The following is a 14,520-nucleotide window of genomic DNA, read 5'->3' as shown; positions in this document are numbered from 1 at the left end:
GGCAGTTAAAACTTTCAGACCAGACGGTCTGTTGTCTCTATACAGTTGTCAGAGGGCGATGTCCTCTGGAGTTAGAAGTAAAAAGTGCGAAGGCAAAAGCCCAGCACGATGAAACAACTAACTCAAAGTTCTTTTAAATAACCGAAGCAGATTTACTGAACCAAAAGCAACACGCTAAGGCCGGTAGAGGTCGTGCTGAACTTAAGAAATTGTCGAAGGCAAGTGACTCAGTTTGAAAACTGAACACAGCTAAGTGGCCAACTTAAGGACGCAGTCCGACCTCTGGTGACCATAGCAGAGTGGAACCACCCGGTCCCGTTCCGAACCCGGAAGTGAAACACTTTAGCGCCGATGGTAGTTGGACGATAGGTCCTGTGAGAGTAGGTCGTCGCCAGGTTATATGCCCGCCTCTAGCTAACGCTGGAAGCGGGCTTTTTTTGTGTCGGGAATGAGTGGGAGTGAGGTGAGCGAGATAGTTTCGCTGGATAGCTTAGGTTTGATGTTTGAGGCGGAACCGACGCGGTGAGGTTCCAATTTCGCGTTGTACGAAGCGAGAGAATTCACTGGTACTGGAGTAGCCCATATTTCTCGCTATATCATCGAGGCTAAGGCTTGTGGTCGTGAGCAAGTCTTTGATGCGTTCGACACGCACACGGACGATTTCAGAGCGGACTGTCCGGCCTGTAGCTTGGCTGAATTTTTGTCGGAGCTGGCTATATGAGACACCGAGTTCTTTGGCGATATCGCGTACACTCAGGGTTTCGTGATCACAGCGTTCGGTGATAATTGTAATGGCTTGGTTTACTAGTGAATCACTTTTGGCGTAGACGGCTGTCGAGCTACGCTCACAGACAGAATCGCTTGGCAGGCTGGGTGTGTGAGGAGTCTTGCCATTGAAAGCATTATGGAGCTGTTCTGCGGCAGCGTAGCCAGCTTGGTGGGCTGGGTAGTGAACACTTGTGAGGGTCGGCCAAGAGAGGTTACAGTGCGATTCGTTGTTACCACAACCCATGACACAATAGTCTTTGGGTACTTCCATTTCTCTTTCTAACATAATGGAGAGCATGTGTCTGGCTAGCATATCATCTCGCAGGAAAATGCCGGATGCTGGCTGGAGTTTCTCACAAATCTTTTCAAGATGCTGGCGTACGGTTTGTGGGCGTTGAGTGATAGGAGTTTGGCTGACGGGAATATCGTATTTGAAGGCTGTGATGTTACTTGCTTCAAGATATTGGCTGAAGCCTTGCCAGCGTCGTGCGGAATATTGTCGGTTAGGGTCACCGACATAGATGTAGTGTGACAAGCCCATCATTTCTAGATGTTGGGCCGCTGTTCTTCCGAGGAGGAGGTCATCAGGAATGAGGTTGATGAGGTTTGGGTGAGGAGTTTCAGAGGAGAGGTTTACTACTGTGATGCCTTCGCTTTCCCATTGTTCGGACTCTTCTCGGGTGCAGCGGTAGACTAAGATGGCATCGCCCTTCCAATTTTCATCTAGTGTGACTTCCTCAAGTTCGAAAGCATTGGGTTCATTACCTATGAGCCGCCAGCGTAAATGGTGGCGTTTGATATAATCAACAAAGCCACGGATGATCGTGTGACGCTGGTGGAGCCAGTCGGGTAGTCTGATTCCGATAGTCTTGACTTGTTGCATGCCAAGGAGTGCATGCGATTTGTTGCGAAATTGCTAGGATAAATTATCAAAAATGCCAGTGAATGGCTCCCCTCTGAAAATTCCGAGAGGAGCGGTAAGTTCATTGAACTTTAGTGATGAGAATGCTTGCAGGGCGATTCCATCGTTCTGTTTTGAAGTGCGCTTGGATTTCTTTATCTTTCGAGATGACAGAGATGCAGTCTTCATTATCTTCACACTGGTGTGCGCGCCAGAGGCGTTTCTTTTTAGAAATAGGATCTGGTAGAACGGTGCGCATGAGCGCGAAGCTCGGGTGTTTTCCTTTGACGAAGCGTACTTCTAGTTGAGTAACGATTCCTCGTTTGTCGAAGTCAAAGATGTATTTGACGTATTTATTTTGGTAGACGTGTCGCGTTGGTGATTGCTCGACGAGGTTACCATAGACGGTGCAATCTGATTTGCTGAAACCAATGGAGGCTGGAGCCCATTGGAGGGGGAGGAGCATTGCGGCAGCAATGCAATGTATTGTTTTCATTCTCTAGGTGGAGGGTAATGCCAGGTTTATTACGGGAAATTAGGCTTTAGAAAACCGTGCTAGTGAGCGTGCTATGGTTGCCATAGCAAGAATGACGGGTGGAGTAGAGAGAATGGAGAGAGGGCTCACGCCGTTGTCATAGGTTTCAATCAATCCTATAGTGGTCGGGCAGCAAGTGGTCGGGGCGGTCATTCAAAGAATGGTCGTCAGCTAGCACTTCTAGCACAGACTAGGAGAGCAAATTTGTGGCACACAAACAGAGGGGGAATTCAGTATATAAGTTAACTGATCGGTCAGCATTTGGCTATTCCCCTAATTGGGGGGAAGGGGATGTCACTCGATAGTTCTTTCCAATCTGATAGAGAGTCTTTTAGTCTAAGAGAATAGGACGATGAGTGATATTTTTGGTCAGGTAATTAATGTGTTACTGGGTTTTTTCGCGATTATGAATCCAGTAGCGAACACAGCGGTGTTCATAGGGATGACGGCTGACGAGACGGCGGCGAAAAAGCGGGAGATTGCTCGCAAAGCGTTATTGATTGCATTTTGTATTGTGGCTGCCTTCGCTTTGTTAGGGAATGTCATCTTTCATATGTTTGGGATTACTCTGCCAGCATTACGTGTGACTGGGGGAATATTAGTATTTTTGATTGGTACGCATATGTTGAATGGCGAGCGTTCGAAGATGCATAAAGGGAGGGGGCAAGATTATGAGGAGGACGAGGACAATGACATCGCTATCTCGCCTTTAGCAGTTCCAATTCTGGCGGGGCCGGGGACCATCGCTACGGCGATCAATTTTTCTAGCAGCAGTGGTTGGGTGGATACAGTGATTACTATCGCCATGTTCGCTGTGCTCTGTGTAGTGACATTTTTCTTTTTTGTTTCAGGTGAGAAGGTGGTTAATTATTTAGGCAAGGGAGGAGTGAACATTGTGACTCGTTTGATGGGCTTGATTCTCGCGGTGATTGGAGTTCAGATGTTGATAGAGGGAGTTTTTGGGGCTATAGCGGCAAATAAGATGGGTTAAGGTAGCGTATGAAGAAACAAGAAGTCATTGTCATTGGGGCTGGTCTAGCTGGCTTAAGCTGTGCGCTTGGTTTGGTGAATGCTGGGATTGATGTGATCGTTTTGGAGGCGAGCGATGCTGTTGGAGGAAGAGTAAAAACTGACAAGGTGGATGGGTTTATATTAGATCGAGGTTTTCAAGTATACCTAGATAGCTATCCGAATGCTGGTAGTCTACTCGATCATGAGGCTCTAGAGTTGTGTGCATTTGAGCCCGGTGCGAGGCTTTACGGTAGAGGTGGAGGAGTAGAAGTGGTGGAGGATGTGTTTAGAAAGCCTGGAGCTATTTTAAAGGCGTTACGTAGCAAGATTGGGACGGTGAAGGACAAGTTGCTTGTGGCAAAACTGAGGGTGGAAGTTCAGGGGATGGAGCGTGAGAAGATGGCATCTTATCGGGGTGTGAGTACAGTGAGTTTTCTGCGGGACTATGGTTTTTCCGAACGCATGATTGATAGTTTTTTCAGGCCTTTTTATGGAGGTGTATTTTTAGAGCGTGCTTTGGAAACGGGGGCAGAGAGTTTTTTATATACCTTCAAGATGTTTAGTATTGGGCGAGCCTGTGTCCCGAAGCGAGGGATGGAGGAAATCCCTCAGCAACTTGCAAGTCGCTTACCGAGTGGGGTGATTCAGTTTCAGACGCAGGTGCTTGAGGTGCGTGATAAGCATGTTGTTTTAGAGGGAGGTGAGGTCGTTAAGGCGCAAAAAGTTGTTGTGGCAACGGATATGCACACCGCTGACAGGCTGTTAGGTGTCAAAGGTGAGCGAAGAAGTAAGTCAGTGATCGGGATGTATTTCGAGAGTAGCCAACTACCAGAGGAGGGGGCTGTCTTATGCTTGAATCAAGATCCTTCAGGAATTGTCAATAACCTGAGTGTGCTCAGTGAAGTGTCTCGAGCTTACGCACCCGAAGGTAAGCATTTGATATCGATTTCCATACTAACAGACCACGTATTAGATGGTTTAGAGCAACGGGTTACTCAGGAGTTAGAGGCTTGGTTTGGTGAGGAAGTACGTGAGTGGAATCATCTAAGAACATATGACATACGCATGGCCTTGCCTTACCTCGAGGGTGAGGGAGAGAGAGCGTATGATGAGGAAGGTGGAGTGATTCGCTGTGGGGATTACTTCAAGAGTGCTTCTATTGATGGGTCAATAGAATCTGGGGTGAGTGCTGCGGAGGCATTGATAGGTATGCGGGAGCAGTAAGTATATCTCTATAAGGTGGGGGAGGGCTGCTGCTGAGATATACAATGGATGGCACCACCTTCCCAAATCAGATCTCGGCAATCAAAGCCAAGGACAGTACGGTTAGGGAAACATTCTCTGAGTATTCCTAAGGCTTGATCATCTTGTTTATGTTGGTCGAATGTCGGGACAATGACAGCATCGTTGATGATCAGGAAATTAGCATAGCTGGCAGGGAGGGTGTTGAGTCTCCAGTCTGATGCACGCAATGGGGTTGGCATAGGGAGGGGGATTGTTTCGATGCTGGAGCCTGTGGATGACTTGAGGTCCTGCAGCATTTCGAGGTTTCTTTGGAGTGTGTGGTAGTTGGGATCTTTACTGTTAGTTTCTACTGCAGTGACGATGGCTTCTGGCTGGACGAAGCGTGTGAGGTCGTCGATATGGCCATCCGTGTCATCACCTTCGATCCCAGATGGGAGCCAAAAGATATGAGTGACACCGAGGGCTTGCTTGAGTTCTTGCTCGACCGCATTTTTCGTCCAATCAGGGTTTCTGTTAGGGTTGAGGGCGACGGCCTCGGTGGTGATGAGGACGCCTTCACCATTTCCTTCAATGGCACCTCCTTCGAGGTAGAGTGGGGAGCGGTAGTGTTCAGCTGCTACAGAGAGTGCCATAGAGGCGGCGACTTTATCATCGAGATCCCAGGGTGGGAATTTTCCTCCCCAAGCATTGAAGTGCCAGTCGACAGCTCTGAGTTTGTTTGTGCGGCGGTTGATGGTGAAAGTGGCACCATGGTCACGGCACCAGACGTCATTGGTGGGATGGTGGTGGAGTGTGATCGAGGAAAGCTCACATTTTTTTTGTGTGAGCAGATTTTGGATGTGCTTGTGGAGGGAGTGGTGCGCGTTGATGGAGACGGGTTGGAAGCGTGCAATCTGCGTGATGAGCGAGGCAAATTGCTGTTGGATAGCTATTAGTTTTTGTTCGGGCCAGGTGTCGTTGCGGTGTGGCCATGAGAACCATACGGCATCTTGGGGGTGCCATTCAGCTGGCCAGTAGGTTTCTGGCGTGTGGAGATTCATGATAGAGGGGCTACGATTTAGTCGTCGAAGCGCTTGGAAAGGTTTTGGTAGCTATCGATTCTTCGGTCTCGGAAGAATGGCCAGATTCGGCGGTGTTCTTCAAGTGCGGGCAGGTCGAGTTCGGCGGTGAGGATACATTCTTCGTGTGTTGGGGCTTTGGCGATGACTTGGCCGTAATGGTTGGCGACAAATGATTGCCCCCAAAACTCGGTATTGCCTTCTGTGCCTGTTCGGTTGATGGCGACGATGTAGCAAGAGTTAGCAACGGCATGGCCGCACTGTACTGCTTGCCAAGCGTTATGTTGGGCTTCTCCTAGCTCAGCCTTTTCTTCAGGCAACCATCCAATAGCCGTGGGATAGATCAGGACCTCTGCGCCTTTGAGCGCTGTTAGGCGTGCTGCTTCGGGGTACCACTGATCCCAACAAATCAGAACGCCAATTTTACCGAAGCGTGTGGCAAAGGCTTTGTAGCCGAGGTCACCTGGTGTGAAGTAGAATTTTTCTTCAAAGCCAGGGTCCTGAGGGATATGCATTTTCCGGTAGTGACCGAGGTAGGAACCATCGGCGTCCACGACCCATGCGGAATTATGATAGAGTCCCGTGGCACGTTTTTCAAAGCCACTGGCAACGATGACGACGCCGAGTTCTTTTGCGAGTTGTTGGTGTTGTTGGGTGAGTGGGCCTGGCAGTGGGTGAGCGAGGTTGAAGTGTTCTGTGTCTTGGGTTGTACAGAAGTACTCGCTAGTGAAGAGCTCTTGGGTGCAGATAATCTGGGCTCCCATCGAAGCAGCTTCCCGAATAGCGGCCTCAGTTTTTGCAATATTCTTCTTGGGCTCAGTGTGTGCGGTGAGCTGTAAGAGGGCGATATTAGGCATGGAAAAAGTGAGAGTGCAGAAAGGGGGACGGCACTTTTAGATTTTGAAATTAGGGCAATTCGAGAGGAATGTTTTTGGGTTCTGGTAGACGACGCGCTCGATGGTGGATTTATCGTAGTGGCGTTTGCCCATTTCAAGGGCTGTTTTAGCGACAGCGAGCGGGTCGGAAATTCCCCAATCACATGCTGAGTTCATCCAGATATTTTCCATACCGAAGTTTTCAAGGATATCGATGGCTCTGGCTGGGGTGCATTTTGACTCTGGGTAGAGGGTCATACCGGCCCAGAAGCCATTATCGAGAACGAGGCCCGCGGTGTGTTCTTCGACGTGATCGATGACGATGCGCGAGGGATCGACTTGCGCATTTTTGAGGGCATCGATAATGAGCTTGGTTCCTTTGAGTTTATCTTCGAGGTGAGGGGTGTGGATGAGAATGGGTTGGTCGTATTTTTTGGCAATTTCGACGTGTTCTTCAAAGATAGCTAACTCGTTTTTGGTATTTTTATTGAGGCCAATTTCACCGATACCAAGAACGGTAGGTTTATCGATAAATTCAGGGATGAGTGAGAGGACTTCGCGTGCAAAGCCAGCGTCTTCAGATTCTTTTGGGTTAATACAAAGCCAGCAAAAGTGCGGGATGCCAAACTTGGCGGCACGGGCAGGCTCATACTCGGTGAGTTGGCGAAAGTAGTCGTAGAATCCTTGCACTGAGGCACGGTCGTAACCGGCCCAAAATGCGGGTTCGCAGATTGCTTCGCATCCGGCCATAGCCATTTTTTGGTAATCGTCGGTTGTCCGACTAACCATGTGCCCGTGTGGTTCGATATATTTCATAGAGAGAGGGTGGCTGAATTATTTAGCGGGAGGAGCGCCAAAAGCACCTTGAATGGTTGCGGAAGGGATGGCTTCTTCACTGTGATCGGAGAGCGCCAGCAGGACGGCTTCAGCGCGGGATTTCTCACCGGGTTCGAGCATGGCTTGGAGGGCCTTTTCAAAGCCTTTCATGCGGAAGTCCGTTTCGCCAGGGTGACGGTCGAGTCGATCGAGGAAGGCGGCAATTTCGATAAGGTCGCGCCGTGCTGGCATGAAGTAGAGATCGAGGATGTCTTTCTTACTGGGCATGATACTATGATACTGTTGAATCTATGGAATAGCACGGAGAATTAGCCTTTAGGCATGAGGATCTGTGGCACTGTGTATAGTGGGGATAGCAAGCAATGCAAGCATGAGCTGGAGGCCTTGAGACGATAAATGCAAAGGTAGAGGGGGTGGTAGGTTGCTGATAGTGATGGGATTGTCTCGTTTTTTTGCGACTTTAGGTGTGGAGAATGGATAGGAAAAAGTGGAATGCGAATGGGGTCAATGGGCGAGGAGAGCACTCTAGGCTTTCCAATCTTGGAGAGAAGGCGTAAGGGATGGGCATGGAAGAGAGAGATTTGGGACCGCAGCCCTTAGACGCGATGATGGATGCTTGGGGCATCAGCAACAATGAGATGGTAGAGGTGTCTACTGAGCAGCTGACACACAAGCAGATTCAGCGTGCGAGAAATGGGAGACGGTTGACTTTAAAGATGATGCAGAAGGTCAATCGTGCTTTCAATGTTACGATTTGGTTCAAGCTCAACGACGAGCAGAAAGAGGCCTATTTCGAATATATGCATAAGCATTTATTCAACTACGCGAAGGGTTATGATGCTGATTTTGTTGACCCTAATGAAGCGATTCGTATTGCACTCCGCGAAAGCGAGTAGTGAGGGATGAATGATCCCTACGATTTTTTAATTGTTGGCCAGGGCTTAGCGGGGTCCGCTCTGGCAATGGCTTTACTGCGTCGTGGTAAGTCGGTGGTTGTTATTGACCGGCAGGATACCTCGGGGGCGAGCCGTGTAGCTGCTGGCTTAGTGACTACCTTGGCTGGAAAGGGGATGAATCCCGCTTGGCGTCAGGAAAGGTATTTACCAGAGGCTTTGGAGTATTATCGGGCTCTTGAGAGAAAGCATGGCACTCAGCTTTTTTATCCTTTGCCCGTGTTGCGCTTATTCACGGACGAGAGGGAGCAGCAAAAATTTGCGAGGAAAATTGGCCAGGTGGATAGATGGGTTGGGGGGAGCGAGCCCGATATTGATAAAAATGTTTTGTGGGCTGATGCGGGTGGTTTTGAAATGGCGGGTGGGGGGCGCTTAGATACGGTGGAGTATCTAGAGGTGGTGCGTAAGGAAATTGAAGCCGCTGGAAGGTATATTGAAGCTGACTTTGATGCATCCAGCTTGGTAGTGGGAGAAGGCGTTGTGGAGTGGGAGGGCATCCAAGCTGGTAGTGCGATTCTTTGTCAGGGCTATGTGGGTTTAGCTGAGGGACCGTTTGCTTGGATTGATCATCGCAGTGCTAAAGGAGAAATGCTCAGCGTGAAGGTTGAGCCATTGGATGCTAGCCGCATCTTGAATAGAAATGGCTGGATGGTGCCTATTGGCGAGGGTGTTTGGCGTGCTGGGGCGACTTATGGGTGGGATGACCTCTCGGTTGATGCTACGGACGAGGGGCGTGCGGAGGTGGAATCTAAGGTGAGGTCACTGATCAAGTGTCCGTATACTGTGTGTGGTCATGAGGTTGGTATTCGACCCATTATTCAACGCAGTCAGCCAGTGGTGGGCTTGTCACCCGAAAGTCCCCAACTTGGTTTTTTCAATGGCTTAGGGTCTAAGGGGGTGATTACAGCGCCGAGTGTGGGTGAGCATTTCGCAGGTTTCTTATGCGGAGAGTGGGAGCTGGATGTTGCATTGTCGATTGAACGCCTGCGTTAGTAGGGTGAGGTGTTTTTTTCTTGTTAGATTTTGTTAGGAAATGGTTGCGCGATAATTCTAGGTGAGTTAATCTCCATAATCTAACAGTTTTTTGTTGGATTAATTAAATAATTGGAGAGAAATGAAAACGGCAGAATTATTAGTGTGTTTGAGTGTGGGGGTGTCTTCTATAGAAGCGGCAGTAGTGTACACTGGTGGGGAGATTAGTGAGGACTTCAGTTCATATGATGGAACGGCTGGGTTGAATGGTTGGGATGCTGAGGGTTTCAGCGATGGCAGTGGATTTAGTGAGAATCGGGGCGCGTCTACAGGAGGAGTGGGTACGGGAGGGAGTTATGCATTTGACCTTGGGGCTGGCAATATTGGCTTGGGGGTGCAGGCGGGGGGGAGTGATTTTACCCCAGGTTATTATCAGTTGGTCATAGTGAATGGTACTGGGGGGAGTGTGAATGGCTGGGATATCACATTTAAGCTCTACAGTTACAATGACCAGAACCGTGCGAATCGTTTTGGGTTTAGTTATTCGACAAACGGAGTGGACTATACAGCAGTGAATAGTGGGGGTTTTGTCTCAACAGAAGTGGAGAGTGTAGCACCTACTTGGGAATTAGGTGTGGATTTCTCAGAAGTAATCACAGCCTCAGTGGGGGATGGAAGTAGCTTGTATTTGAGGTGGAGCGTGGACGATGTTTCAGGGGCTGGGGCAAGGGATGAATTTGCGCTCGACGATGTGAAGGTAAAAGCAGTGCCCGAGCCGAGAGCTGTTTTGTTTCTGGCTGGGTTCTTTTGTTTTGCTTGGCTGATGAGGAGGCGCTCTTAGATTTTGCTGACAGAGTTGTTAGGCACCCAGCCACGTGTACCATTGGCAAGCTGTATATATGTCCAATCCCCTCGAATAGCGATAATGTGGCATGGAGATGATGGAGTTGCCTTTATCATGGTCTTTGTCTCGAGCTCTTTACCAGAAACCTCGATGGGCTCTGTTAGGACGTGGGCAAACTGAGTAAGGATTGCTGGTTCTCCAACCTGAGTTTGTGTGCGCAATGGGTGGGTTTGCCAGGAGGCGAGGGCCGCAATGCCGACGATTGGCGATAGAATAAGCACAAGGATTGTTGCAACTAGGCGCACAGAATTTAGTTGGAAGAGTTTGAGGGTGAGGAGGGAGAGAACGAGGGCCCAGAGGGCTGCGAAAGCGATTTGCCGGTAGATTTCTGGAGGCAGTAGTACGATCCATTGGTCGATTTCAGCAAGTTCTGGGCTTGTAATAGCGCCCTGTAATTTTTGCACAAACTCGAGGTTTTTAGTGGCTTCATAATGTGAGGGGTCAAGCTTGAGGGCTTTTTTATAGTAGAGGGCAGCCATACCGGGTTGGTTGGTTCGGTAGTAGGCGTCTCCTGCGTTGTAGAGGAGGTCTGCTGATTGAGGGTGAGATTGGGTTTGTTCGAGGTAGTAGGAGAGAGCTGCGTGGTAGTCTTCTTTTTCCCAGGAATCGAATCCAGGGTCATTCGCCTGAAGTGGGTGAGGTATGCATACGAAGAGGAAGACTAGAAGGCTGAGAGACTTGAGGCTTTTGAGTATGTCGCTGCGGAGTTTAGGATCACATGCGGAGCTTTGATCTGGTTGATAGCACATGGCATCCCGAGCTTCTGTAATTTTCGCAGATTCAGGTGTGTTAGGGTGCCAGCGTTCAGCAAAGGAGCCAGCGTCCTTGAGGAAGTTTTTGTTATCTGAGGACTCGAGATGTTTAAGTTCTTCTTTACGTTGGAGGAAATCTAGATTCTGCATTTTGCCCTTCTTATATTTTTGGCTGAGGGCGACTCCGATGAGAGAAAGCAGGAGAGTGGCGGGGATGACTTGCCAGATCCAGGCAAGCCATGCAGGAAGGGGAGAACGCGTAGGTGTATCGAGACGGACAGAGGCTAGGGGGCCGAGGATGTCCTGCATTTTTTCTGTGGGGATGGTCGCTTCTGGGAGGACAGCTGTGCCCGTTACGACAGGCTCGACAATGCTCAGGGCACTGGTAGTAGTGGTCGTTACATGGAACTCTTTGGCTACAGGGTCGAAATGAGCAAAAGTGAATCGAGGGAAGGAGTCGGCACCTCGCTGTGGTTGGAGGATGTAGGTGAATTGAGTTTGGCCCACGAGGGATTTTCGGGATTCTCCTTGTTGGACTTTCGACACATCAACGAGTTTCCATGTGCTGGTATCCTCTAGTTTAGGAGCTTGAATGTCTGAGAGATTACCGTTGCCATCGATAGTTACTGTGGCGGTGATGGAGTCGTTCAGACTGATAGATTCTTCAGGTGGGAACTCGGCTTCGATTGTAAATGTGCCGACAGCTCCATCAAATTCAGTAGGTGGAGTGGTGGGGAAGGGAATGACTTCGAACTGAAGCTCTGCAGATGGGATGGGGACCTCTTGGTTATTATTTGAGAAGCCAAAGCGCGAGTTCATGCTTGATGGCGAGACGATGAGGTCCGTCTTTAGAGGGCCAAAGGTGGCTGCACCGGGTTTGATAGCGCTGATGACAGTGGTGTATGAAGCCACATCGTAACGGCGTTTATCGATATAGGCTTGGCCTACATCTCTGCGGTTGCGAGGAGGGGTGATTCTCCAGGCGGTACAGTTGTCTATATTGTCTGGTTTAGGGAGACCCCAAGCGCGCGTGTTAAAGGCGGATGGGATATAGAGTTTGTATTCTAACTCCACAGATTCGCCGGGGTAGAGCTGGGTTTTATCTACAAATATTTTTGAGTAGCTAGGAACTGCTTGTCCTTTAAAGTCGAATTGTAGGACTTTAAATTGATCGAGTGGGTGGACTGTGAATGATGCCTCGAGAGAGGTGACCGTGGAGCCATTAACTTCAAGTTCTAGAGGTGGGATGGTATATTCACCTGGGGGGAGTTCAATGATTGGGTATTGGTAGAAGTAGAAGCGTTGGCCATTAATGTTAGATTGCTGAAAGCCTCGCTGGGTAATAGTGGCGCCGTCGTTCAGTGTGATTTCGGATGGTGGGCTGACATCAGGGTTGGCGTCTCTATAAATGAGGTTGAAATACCCAATTTCACCTTCGATGAAGTTCTTGCTAGAGATTTCAGTGATGATAGGAGAAGGCTGGCTTGCTGAGGCAAGGCAGAGTGAAACAAAGAGAAAGAGTGTGCTGAGAAGGCGCATGATGATTACCAATCTATTTCTGGTTTGTTGATTCTCCAAGGGTTGCGGGAGCGCGGCTTATGTTGCATATCTGAGTGTTTTCTCAGTAGTTCTCGTGCTTCTTGCTCTTCCTGGATTTCGTAGCCGTAGAGTTTAGCGGAACTGCTGTTGTCTGAGGGAGTGCCTTGTGATTGTTGGGCAGCTTGCTTTTGTTGGTCTCCTTGCTTCTGTTGGTCACCTTGCTTCTGTTGGTCACCTTGCTTCTGTTGGTCACCTTGCTTCTGTTGGTCACCTTGCTTCTGTTGGTCACCTTGCTTCTGTTGGTCACCTTGCTTTTGTTGGTCACCTTGCTTTTGTTGGTCACCTTGCTTTTGTTGATCACCTTGCTTCTGTTGGTCACCTTGCTTTTGTTGGTCACCTTGCTTTTGTTGGTCACCTTGCTTTTGTTGGTCACCTTGCTTCTGTTGGTCACCTTGCTTTTGTTGGTCACCTTGCTTTTGTTGATCGTCCTTCTTCTGCTGATCGTCCTTCTTCTGCTGATCGTCCTTCTTCTGTTGATCGTTCTTCTTCTGTTGATCGTCTTTTTTCTGTTGATCGTCTTTCTTTTCTTGAGGTTCTTGGATCAGACTTTTGATCTGCTCGATAGTATCCTGCGTAGTTTTGAGATTCTCTTTAGCTTCTGCTAGCGGATGTATTTTTTGGACGGATTGGTACTGGCTCAGTGCTTTTTCAAAGCCCTGGATGTATTCTTTTAGGTCCTTGTTACTGACTTTTTGTTTAGCCACTTGCTCCGATAGAAATTGTTTAAGCGGTTGATTTTCTGGGAGGCCTATGGCTTGCCATTGTTGTTGGAAAAGGGTGTTGGCGAGGTTGTATTGTGCGTGAGCTTGTTTCAGAGGGCTTGCGCTTAATAGGGCTGAGGAGAACGACTTGAGGGCTGCATCAAATTGTTTTGAGCGGTACTGGGCTTGGCCGAGCGCCGCAGAGAGTTGGGCTTTCTCTTCACCTGAGGTGTATTGGATTGCTTTTTGGAAGGCTGTAATCGCGGTGGTGTAGTCACCAGATTTGAGGGCTTTATAGCCTTTTTGTGTGGCAGCGGGTTTGGAGAAGTAATTGTGTTTTTGTTTGGCAAACCACGATTGTTCTTGAGCGTCAGCTTGAGGGGATAGTGCAAGCAGGGAAGTAAGCAGGAGGATAGAAACGTTGCCAGTCCAGCGGGCTCTAACAACAGCTGAGCTGAGTGCGAAAGCGAGCGCAATGGCGACAAAGTAGTAATACCTTTCGTGTGGGATCACTTGTTTTCTACCTTCTTGTTCGAAGGTTTCCATTTTCTCGATCGCTGTGGTGATGACTGCCTCTGGTCGGTTATTGATGGAGGTGTAGGCACCGTTAGTTTTGAGGGCTAAATCTCTCAGGACTGATTTGTGTAATTTTGTGTGTACGACTTCACCTTTGCTATTGCGGTGTTTGCCGTCTCTTTCTCGAGAGGAAGGGATGAGTCCCCCTTGTTGTGTTCCGACACCGATGGAGATGATTTGGACGCCAGCTTTGTTAGCTTCTTCGGCGGCTTTTTCAATGCCGCTGTCGTGTTCTTCACCATCACTTAAAATGACGAGTGCATTAGCGCGTTTACCAGTGGCTTTGAGCGTTTCGACGCCCAGGAGGACTGCATCAGTGAGGTCTGAGCCACCGACAGGAATAGAATCAGTATCGGCTTGGGAAATGGTGTCATGCACCGCGAGGTGGTCAACGGTGAGGGGGGCTATAACATTGCTACTACCTGCAAAGATGAGAACTCCTATGTGGTCAGTGGGAAACTTCTCTAGTAACTGGAGGGAGAGTGACTTTGCAGCTGTGAGGCGATTCGTTGAGACATCCTTGCACAACATGGATTTGGAGACATCCAGAGCGATGAGGATATTTCGGCTTTTGACTTTCTCATGTGTGGTGAGTTCGCCTTGGTATGGGCGAGCGAGGGCGAAGATAAAGGATGCGAGTGCTAGGAGCGCTAATGATACTGATAGCCAGTGGCGAGCAGTAGGGGCCTTGTTGACAAGTTTATTAGCGAGTCTTGGAGCCACAAGAGTTTGCCAGGGTTTAGCCTGACGATGGCGTGCCTGATACGCCACAACTATGAGTAGTGGTATGATCAGGAGAGCGTAGAGCCATTCTGGAGTTAGAAACTGCATGT

Annotated in this window: 13 protein-coding genes and 1 rRNA gene; 6 read left to right on the top strand and 8 right to left on the bottom strand. The window is 49.1% G+C overall.

Annotated features, from left to right (window positions below):
* Positions 1-281: 281 nt before the first annotated feature.
* Positions 282-397: ribosomal RNA gene (gene rrf / locus ACFSW8_RS14410) — 5S ribosomal RNA — on the top strand.
* A gap of 93 nt (positions 398-490) precedes the next feature.
* Here the strand turns inward: rrf and ACFSW8_RS14405 are convergent.
* Entirely contained in the window at positions 491-1,651 is a 1,161-nt protein-coding gene (locus ACFSW8_RS14405) for an AraC family transcriptional regulator (protein WP_377178584.1), read from the bottom strand.
* A gap of 100 nt (positions 1,652-1,751) precedes the next feature.
* On the bottom strand, positions 1,752-2,165 hold the full coding sequence (locus tag ACFSW8_RS14400; RefSeq protein ID WP_377089474.1) for a hypothetical protein: 414 nt from the start codon (positions 2,163-2,165) through the stop codon (positions 1,752-1,754).
* Between the two features lie 391 nt (positions 2,166-2,556).
* Between ACFSW8_RS14400 and ACFSW8_RS14395 the strand changes: the two genes are divergently transcribed.
* Together ACFSW8_RS14395 and ACFSW8_RS14390 are read left to right on the top strand one after the other, a co-directional pair.
* Entirely contained in the window at positions 2,557-3,195 is a 639-nt protein-coding gene (locus ACFSW8_RS14395; RefSeq protein WP_377089477.1) for a MarC family protein, read from the top strand.
* An 8-nt stretch (positions 3,196-3,203) separates the two neighbouring features.
* Positions 3,204-4,439 carry an NAD(P)/FAD-dependent oxidoreductase gene (locus tag ACFSW8_RS14390; protein WP_377089478.1) on the top strand — a complete coding sequence of 412 codons (1,236 nt, stop codon included), beginning with the start codon at positions 3,204-3,206 and terminating at the stop codon, positions 4,437-4,439.
* Between the two features lie 8 nt (positions 4,440-4,447).
* Here ACFSW8_RS14390 and ACFSW8_RS14385 read toward each other — a convergent pair whose 3' ends face one another.
* The 4 genes from ACFSW8_RS14385 to ACFSW8_RS14370 are packed head-to-tail and all read right to left on the bottom strand — an operon-like array spanning position 4,448 to position 7,497.
* Positions 4,448-5,500, bottom strand: coding sequence for an agmatine deiminase family protein (locus ACFSW8_RS14385; protein WP_377089479.1), 1,053 nt, complete (start codon positions 5,498-5,500; stop codon positions 4,448-4,450).
* Between the two features lie 17 nt (positions 5,501-5,517).
* The gene (locus ACFSW8_RS14380) at positions 5,518-6,375 is read right to left on the bottom strand and encodes a carbon-nitrogen hydrolase (RefSeq protein ID WP_377089480.1); all 858 of its coding nucleotides are present in this window, start codon (positions 6,373-6,375) and stop codon (positions 5,518-5,520) included.
* A gap of 36 nt (positions 6,376-6,411) precedes the next feature.
* The gene (locus tag ACFSW8_RS14375; protein WP_377089481.1) at positions 6,412-7,209 is read right to left on the bottom strand and encodes a TatD family hydrolase; all 798 of its coding nucleotides are present in this window, start codon (positions 7,207-7,209) and stop codon (positions 6,412-6,414) included.
* 18 nt (positions 7,210-7,227) lie between these two features.
* Complete coding sequence (locus ACFSW8_RS14370) at positions 7,228-7,497, bottom strand: hypothetical protein (protein ID WP_377089482.1); 270 nt, start codon at positions 7,495-7,497, stop codon at positions 7,228-7,230.
* A 299-nt stretch (positions 7,498-7,796) separates the two neighbouring features.
* Here ACFSW8_RS14370 and ACFSW8_RS14365 point away from each other — a divergent pair, with 299 nt between their 5' ends.
* The 3 genes from ACFSW8_RS14365 (at position 7,797) to ACFSW8_RS14355 (ending at position 9,996) form a co-directional block, all read left to right on the top strand.
* On the top strand, positions 7,797-8,126 hold the full coding sequence (locus ACFSW8_RS14365; RefSeq protein WP_377089484.1) for a hypothetical protein: 330 nt from the start codon (positions 7,797-7,799) through the stop codon (positions 8,124-8,126).
* A 6-nt stretch (positions 8,127-8,132) separates the two neighbouring features.
* Positions 8,133-9,176, top strand: coding sequence for an NAD(P)/FAD-dependent oxidoreductase (locus ACFSW8_RS14360; protein WP_377089485.1), 1,044 nt, complete (start codon positions 8,133-8,135; stop codon positions 9,174-9,176).
* Positions 9,177-9,297: 121 nt separating this feature from the next.
* The gene (locus ACFSW8_RS14355; protein WP_377089486.1) at positions 9,298-9,996 is read left to right on the top strand and encodes a hypothetical protein; all 699 of its coding nucleotides are present in this window, start codon (positions 9,298-9,300) and stop codon (positions 9,994-9,996) included.
* On the opposite strand, the gene ACFSW8_RS14350 is transcribed toward ACFSW8_RS14355, so the two are convergent.
* A complete protein-coding gene (locus tag ACFSW8_RS14350) occupies positions 9,993-12,350 on the bottom strand; it encodes a tetratricopeptide repeat protein (protein WP_377178582.1) in 2,358 nt (785 codons plus the stop codon). The two genes, ACFSW8_RS14355 and ACFSW8_RS14350, sit on opposite strands and share 4 nt — an antisense overlap.
* Before the next feature lie 5 nt (positions 12,351-12,355).
* Positions 12,356-14,518 (bottom strand): VWA domain-containing protein, encoded by a 2,163-nt coding sequence (locus ACFSW8_RS14345; protein WP_377089488.1) that lies wholly within the window; start codon positions 14,516-14,518, stop codon positions 12,356-12,358.
* Positions 14,519-14,520: the final 2 nt, after the last annotated feature.

It is taken from the genome of Rubritalea tangerina, from assembly GCF_042683245.1.
Classification (GTDB): domain Bacteria; phylum Verrucomicrobiota; class Verrucomicrobiia; order Verrucomicrobiales; family Akkermansiaceae; genus Rubritalea; species Rubritalea tangerina.
The sequence above is the reverse complement of the archived record's forward strand: the minus strand, read 5'-3'. Positions and strand labels throughout refer to the sequence as shown.

What these genes read in the sequence shown, in the direction of transcription:
- ACFSW8_RS14405 (WP_377178584.1), bottom strand. Translation starts at nt 1,651, where the DNA reads ATGCAACAAGTCAAGACTATCGGAATCAGACTACCCGACTGGCTCCAC.
- ACFSW8_RS14400 (WP_377089474.1), bottom strand. Translation starts at nt 2,165, where the DNA reads ATGAAAACAATACATTGCATTGCTGCCGCAATGCTCCTCCCCCTCCAA.
- ACFSW8_RS14395 (WP_377089477.1), top strand. Translation starts at nt 2,557, where the DNA reads ATGAGTGATATTTTTGGTCAGGTAATTAATGTGTTACTGGGTTTTTTC.
- ACFSW8_RS14390 (WP_377089478.1), top strand. Translation starts at nt 3,204, where the DNA reads ATGAAGAAACAAGAAGTCATTGTCATTGGGGCTGGTCTAGCTGGCTTA.
- ACFSW8_RS14385 (WP_377089479.1), bottom strand. Translation starts at nt 5,500, where the DNA reads ATGAATCTCCACACGCCAGAAACCTACTGGCCAGCTGAATGGCACCCC.
- ACFSW8_RS14380 (WP_377089480.1), bottom strand. Translation starts at nt 6,375, where the DNA reads ATGCCTAATATCGCCCTCTTACAGCTCACCGCACACACTGAGCCCAAG.
- ACFSW8_RS14375 (WP_377089481.1), bottom strand. Translation starts at nt 7,209, where the DNA reads ATGAAATATATCGAACCACACGGGCACATGGTTAGTCGGACAACCGAC.
- ACFSW8_RS14370 (WP_377089482.1), bottom strand. Translation starts at nt 7,497, where the DNA reads ATGCCCAGTAAGAAAGACATCCTCGATCTCTACTTCATGCCAGCACGG.
- ACFSW8_RS14365 (WP_377089484.1), top strand. Translation starts at nt 7,797, where the DNA reads ATGGAAGAGAGAGATTTGGGACCGCAGCCCTTAGACGCGATGATGGAT.
- ACFSW8_RS14360 (WP_377089485.1), top strand. Translation starts at nt 8,133, where the DNA reads ATGAATGATCCCTACGATTTTTTAATTGTTGGCCAGGGCTTAGCGGGG.
- ACFSW8_RS14355 (WP_377089486.1), top strand. Translation starts at nt 9,298, where the DNA reads ATGAAAACGGCAGAATTATTAGTGTGTTTGAGTGTGGGGGTGTCTTCT.
- ACFSW8_RS14350 (WP_377178582.1), bottom strand. Translation starts at nt 12,350, where the DNA reads ATGCGCCTTCTCAGCACACTCTTTCTCTTTGTTTCACTCTGCCTTGCC.
- ACFSW8_RS14345 (WP_377089488.1), bottom strand. Translation starts at nt 14,518, where the DNA reads ATGCAGTTTCTAACTCCAGAATGGCTCTACGCTCTCCTGATCATACCA.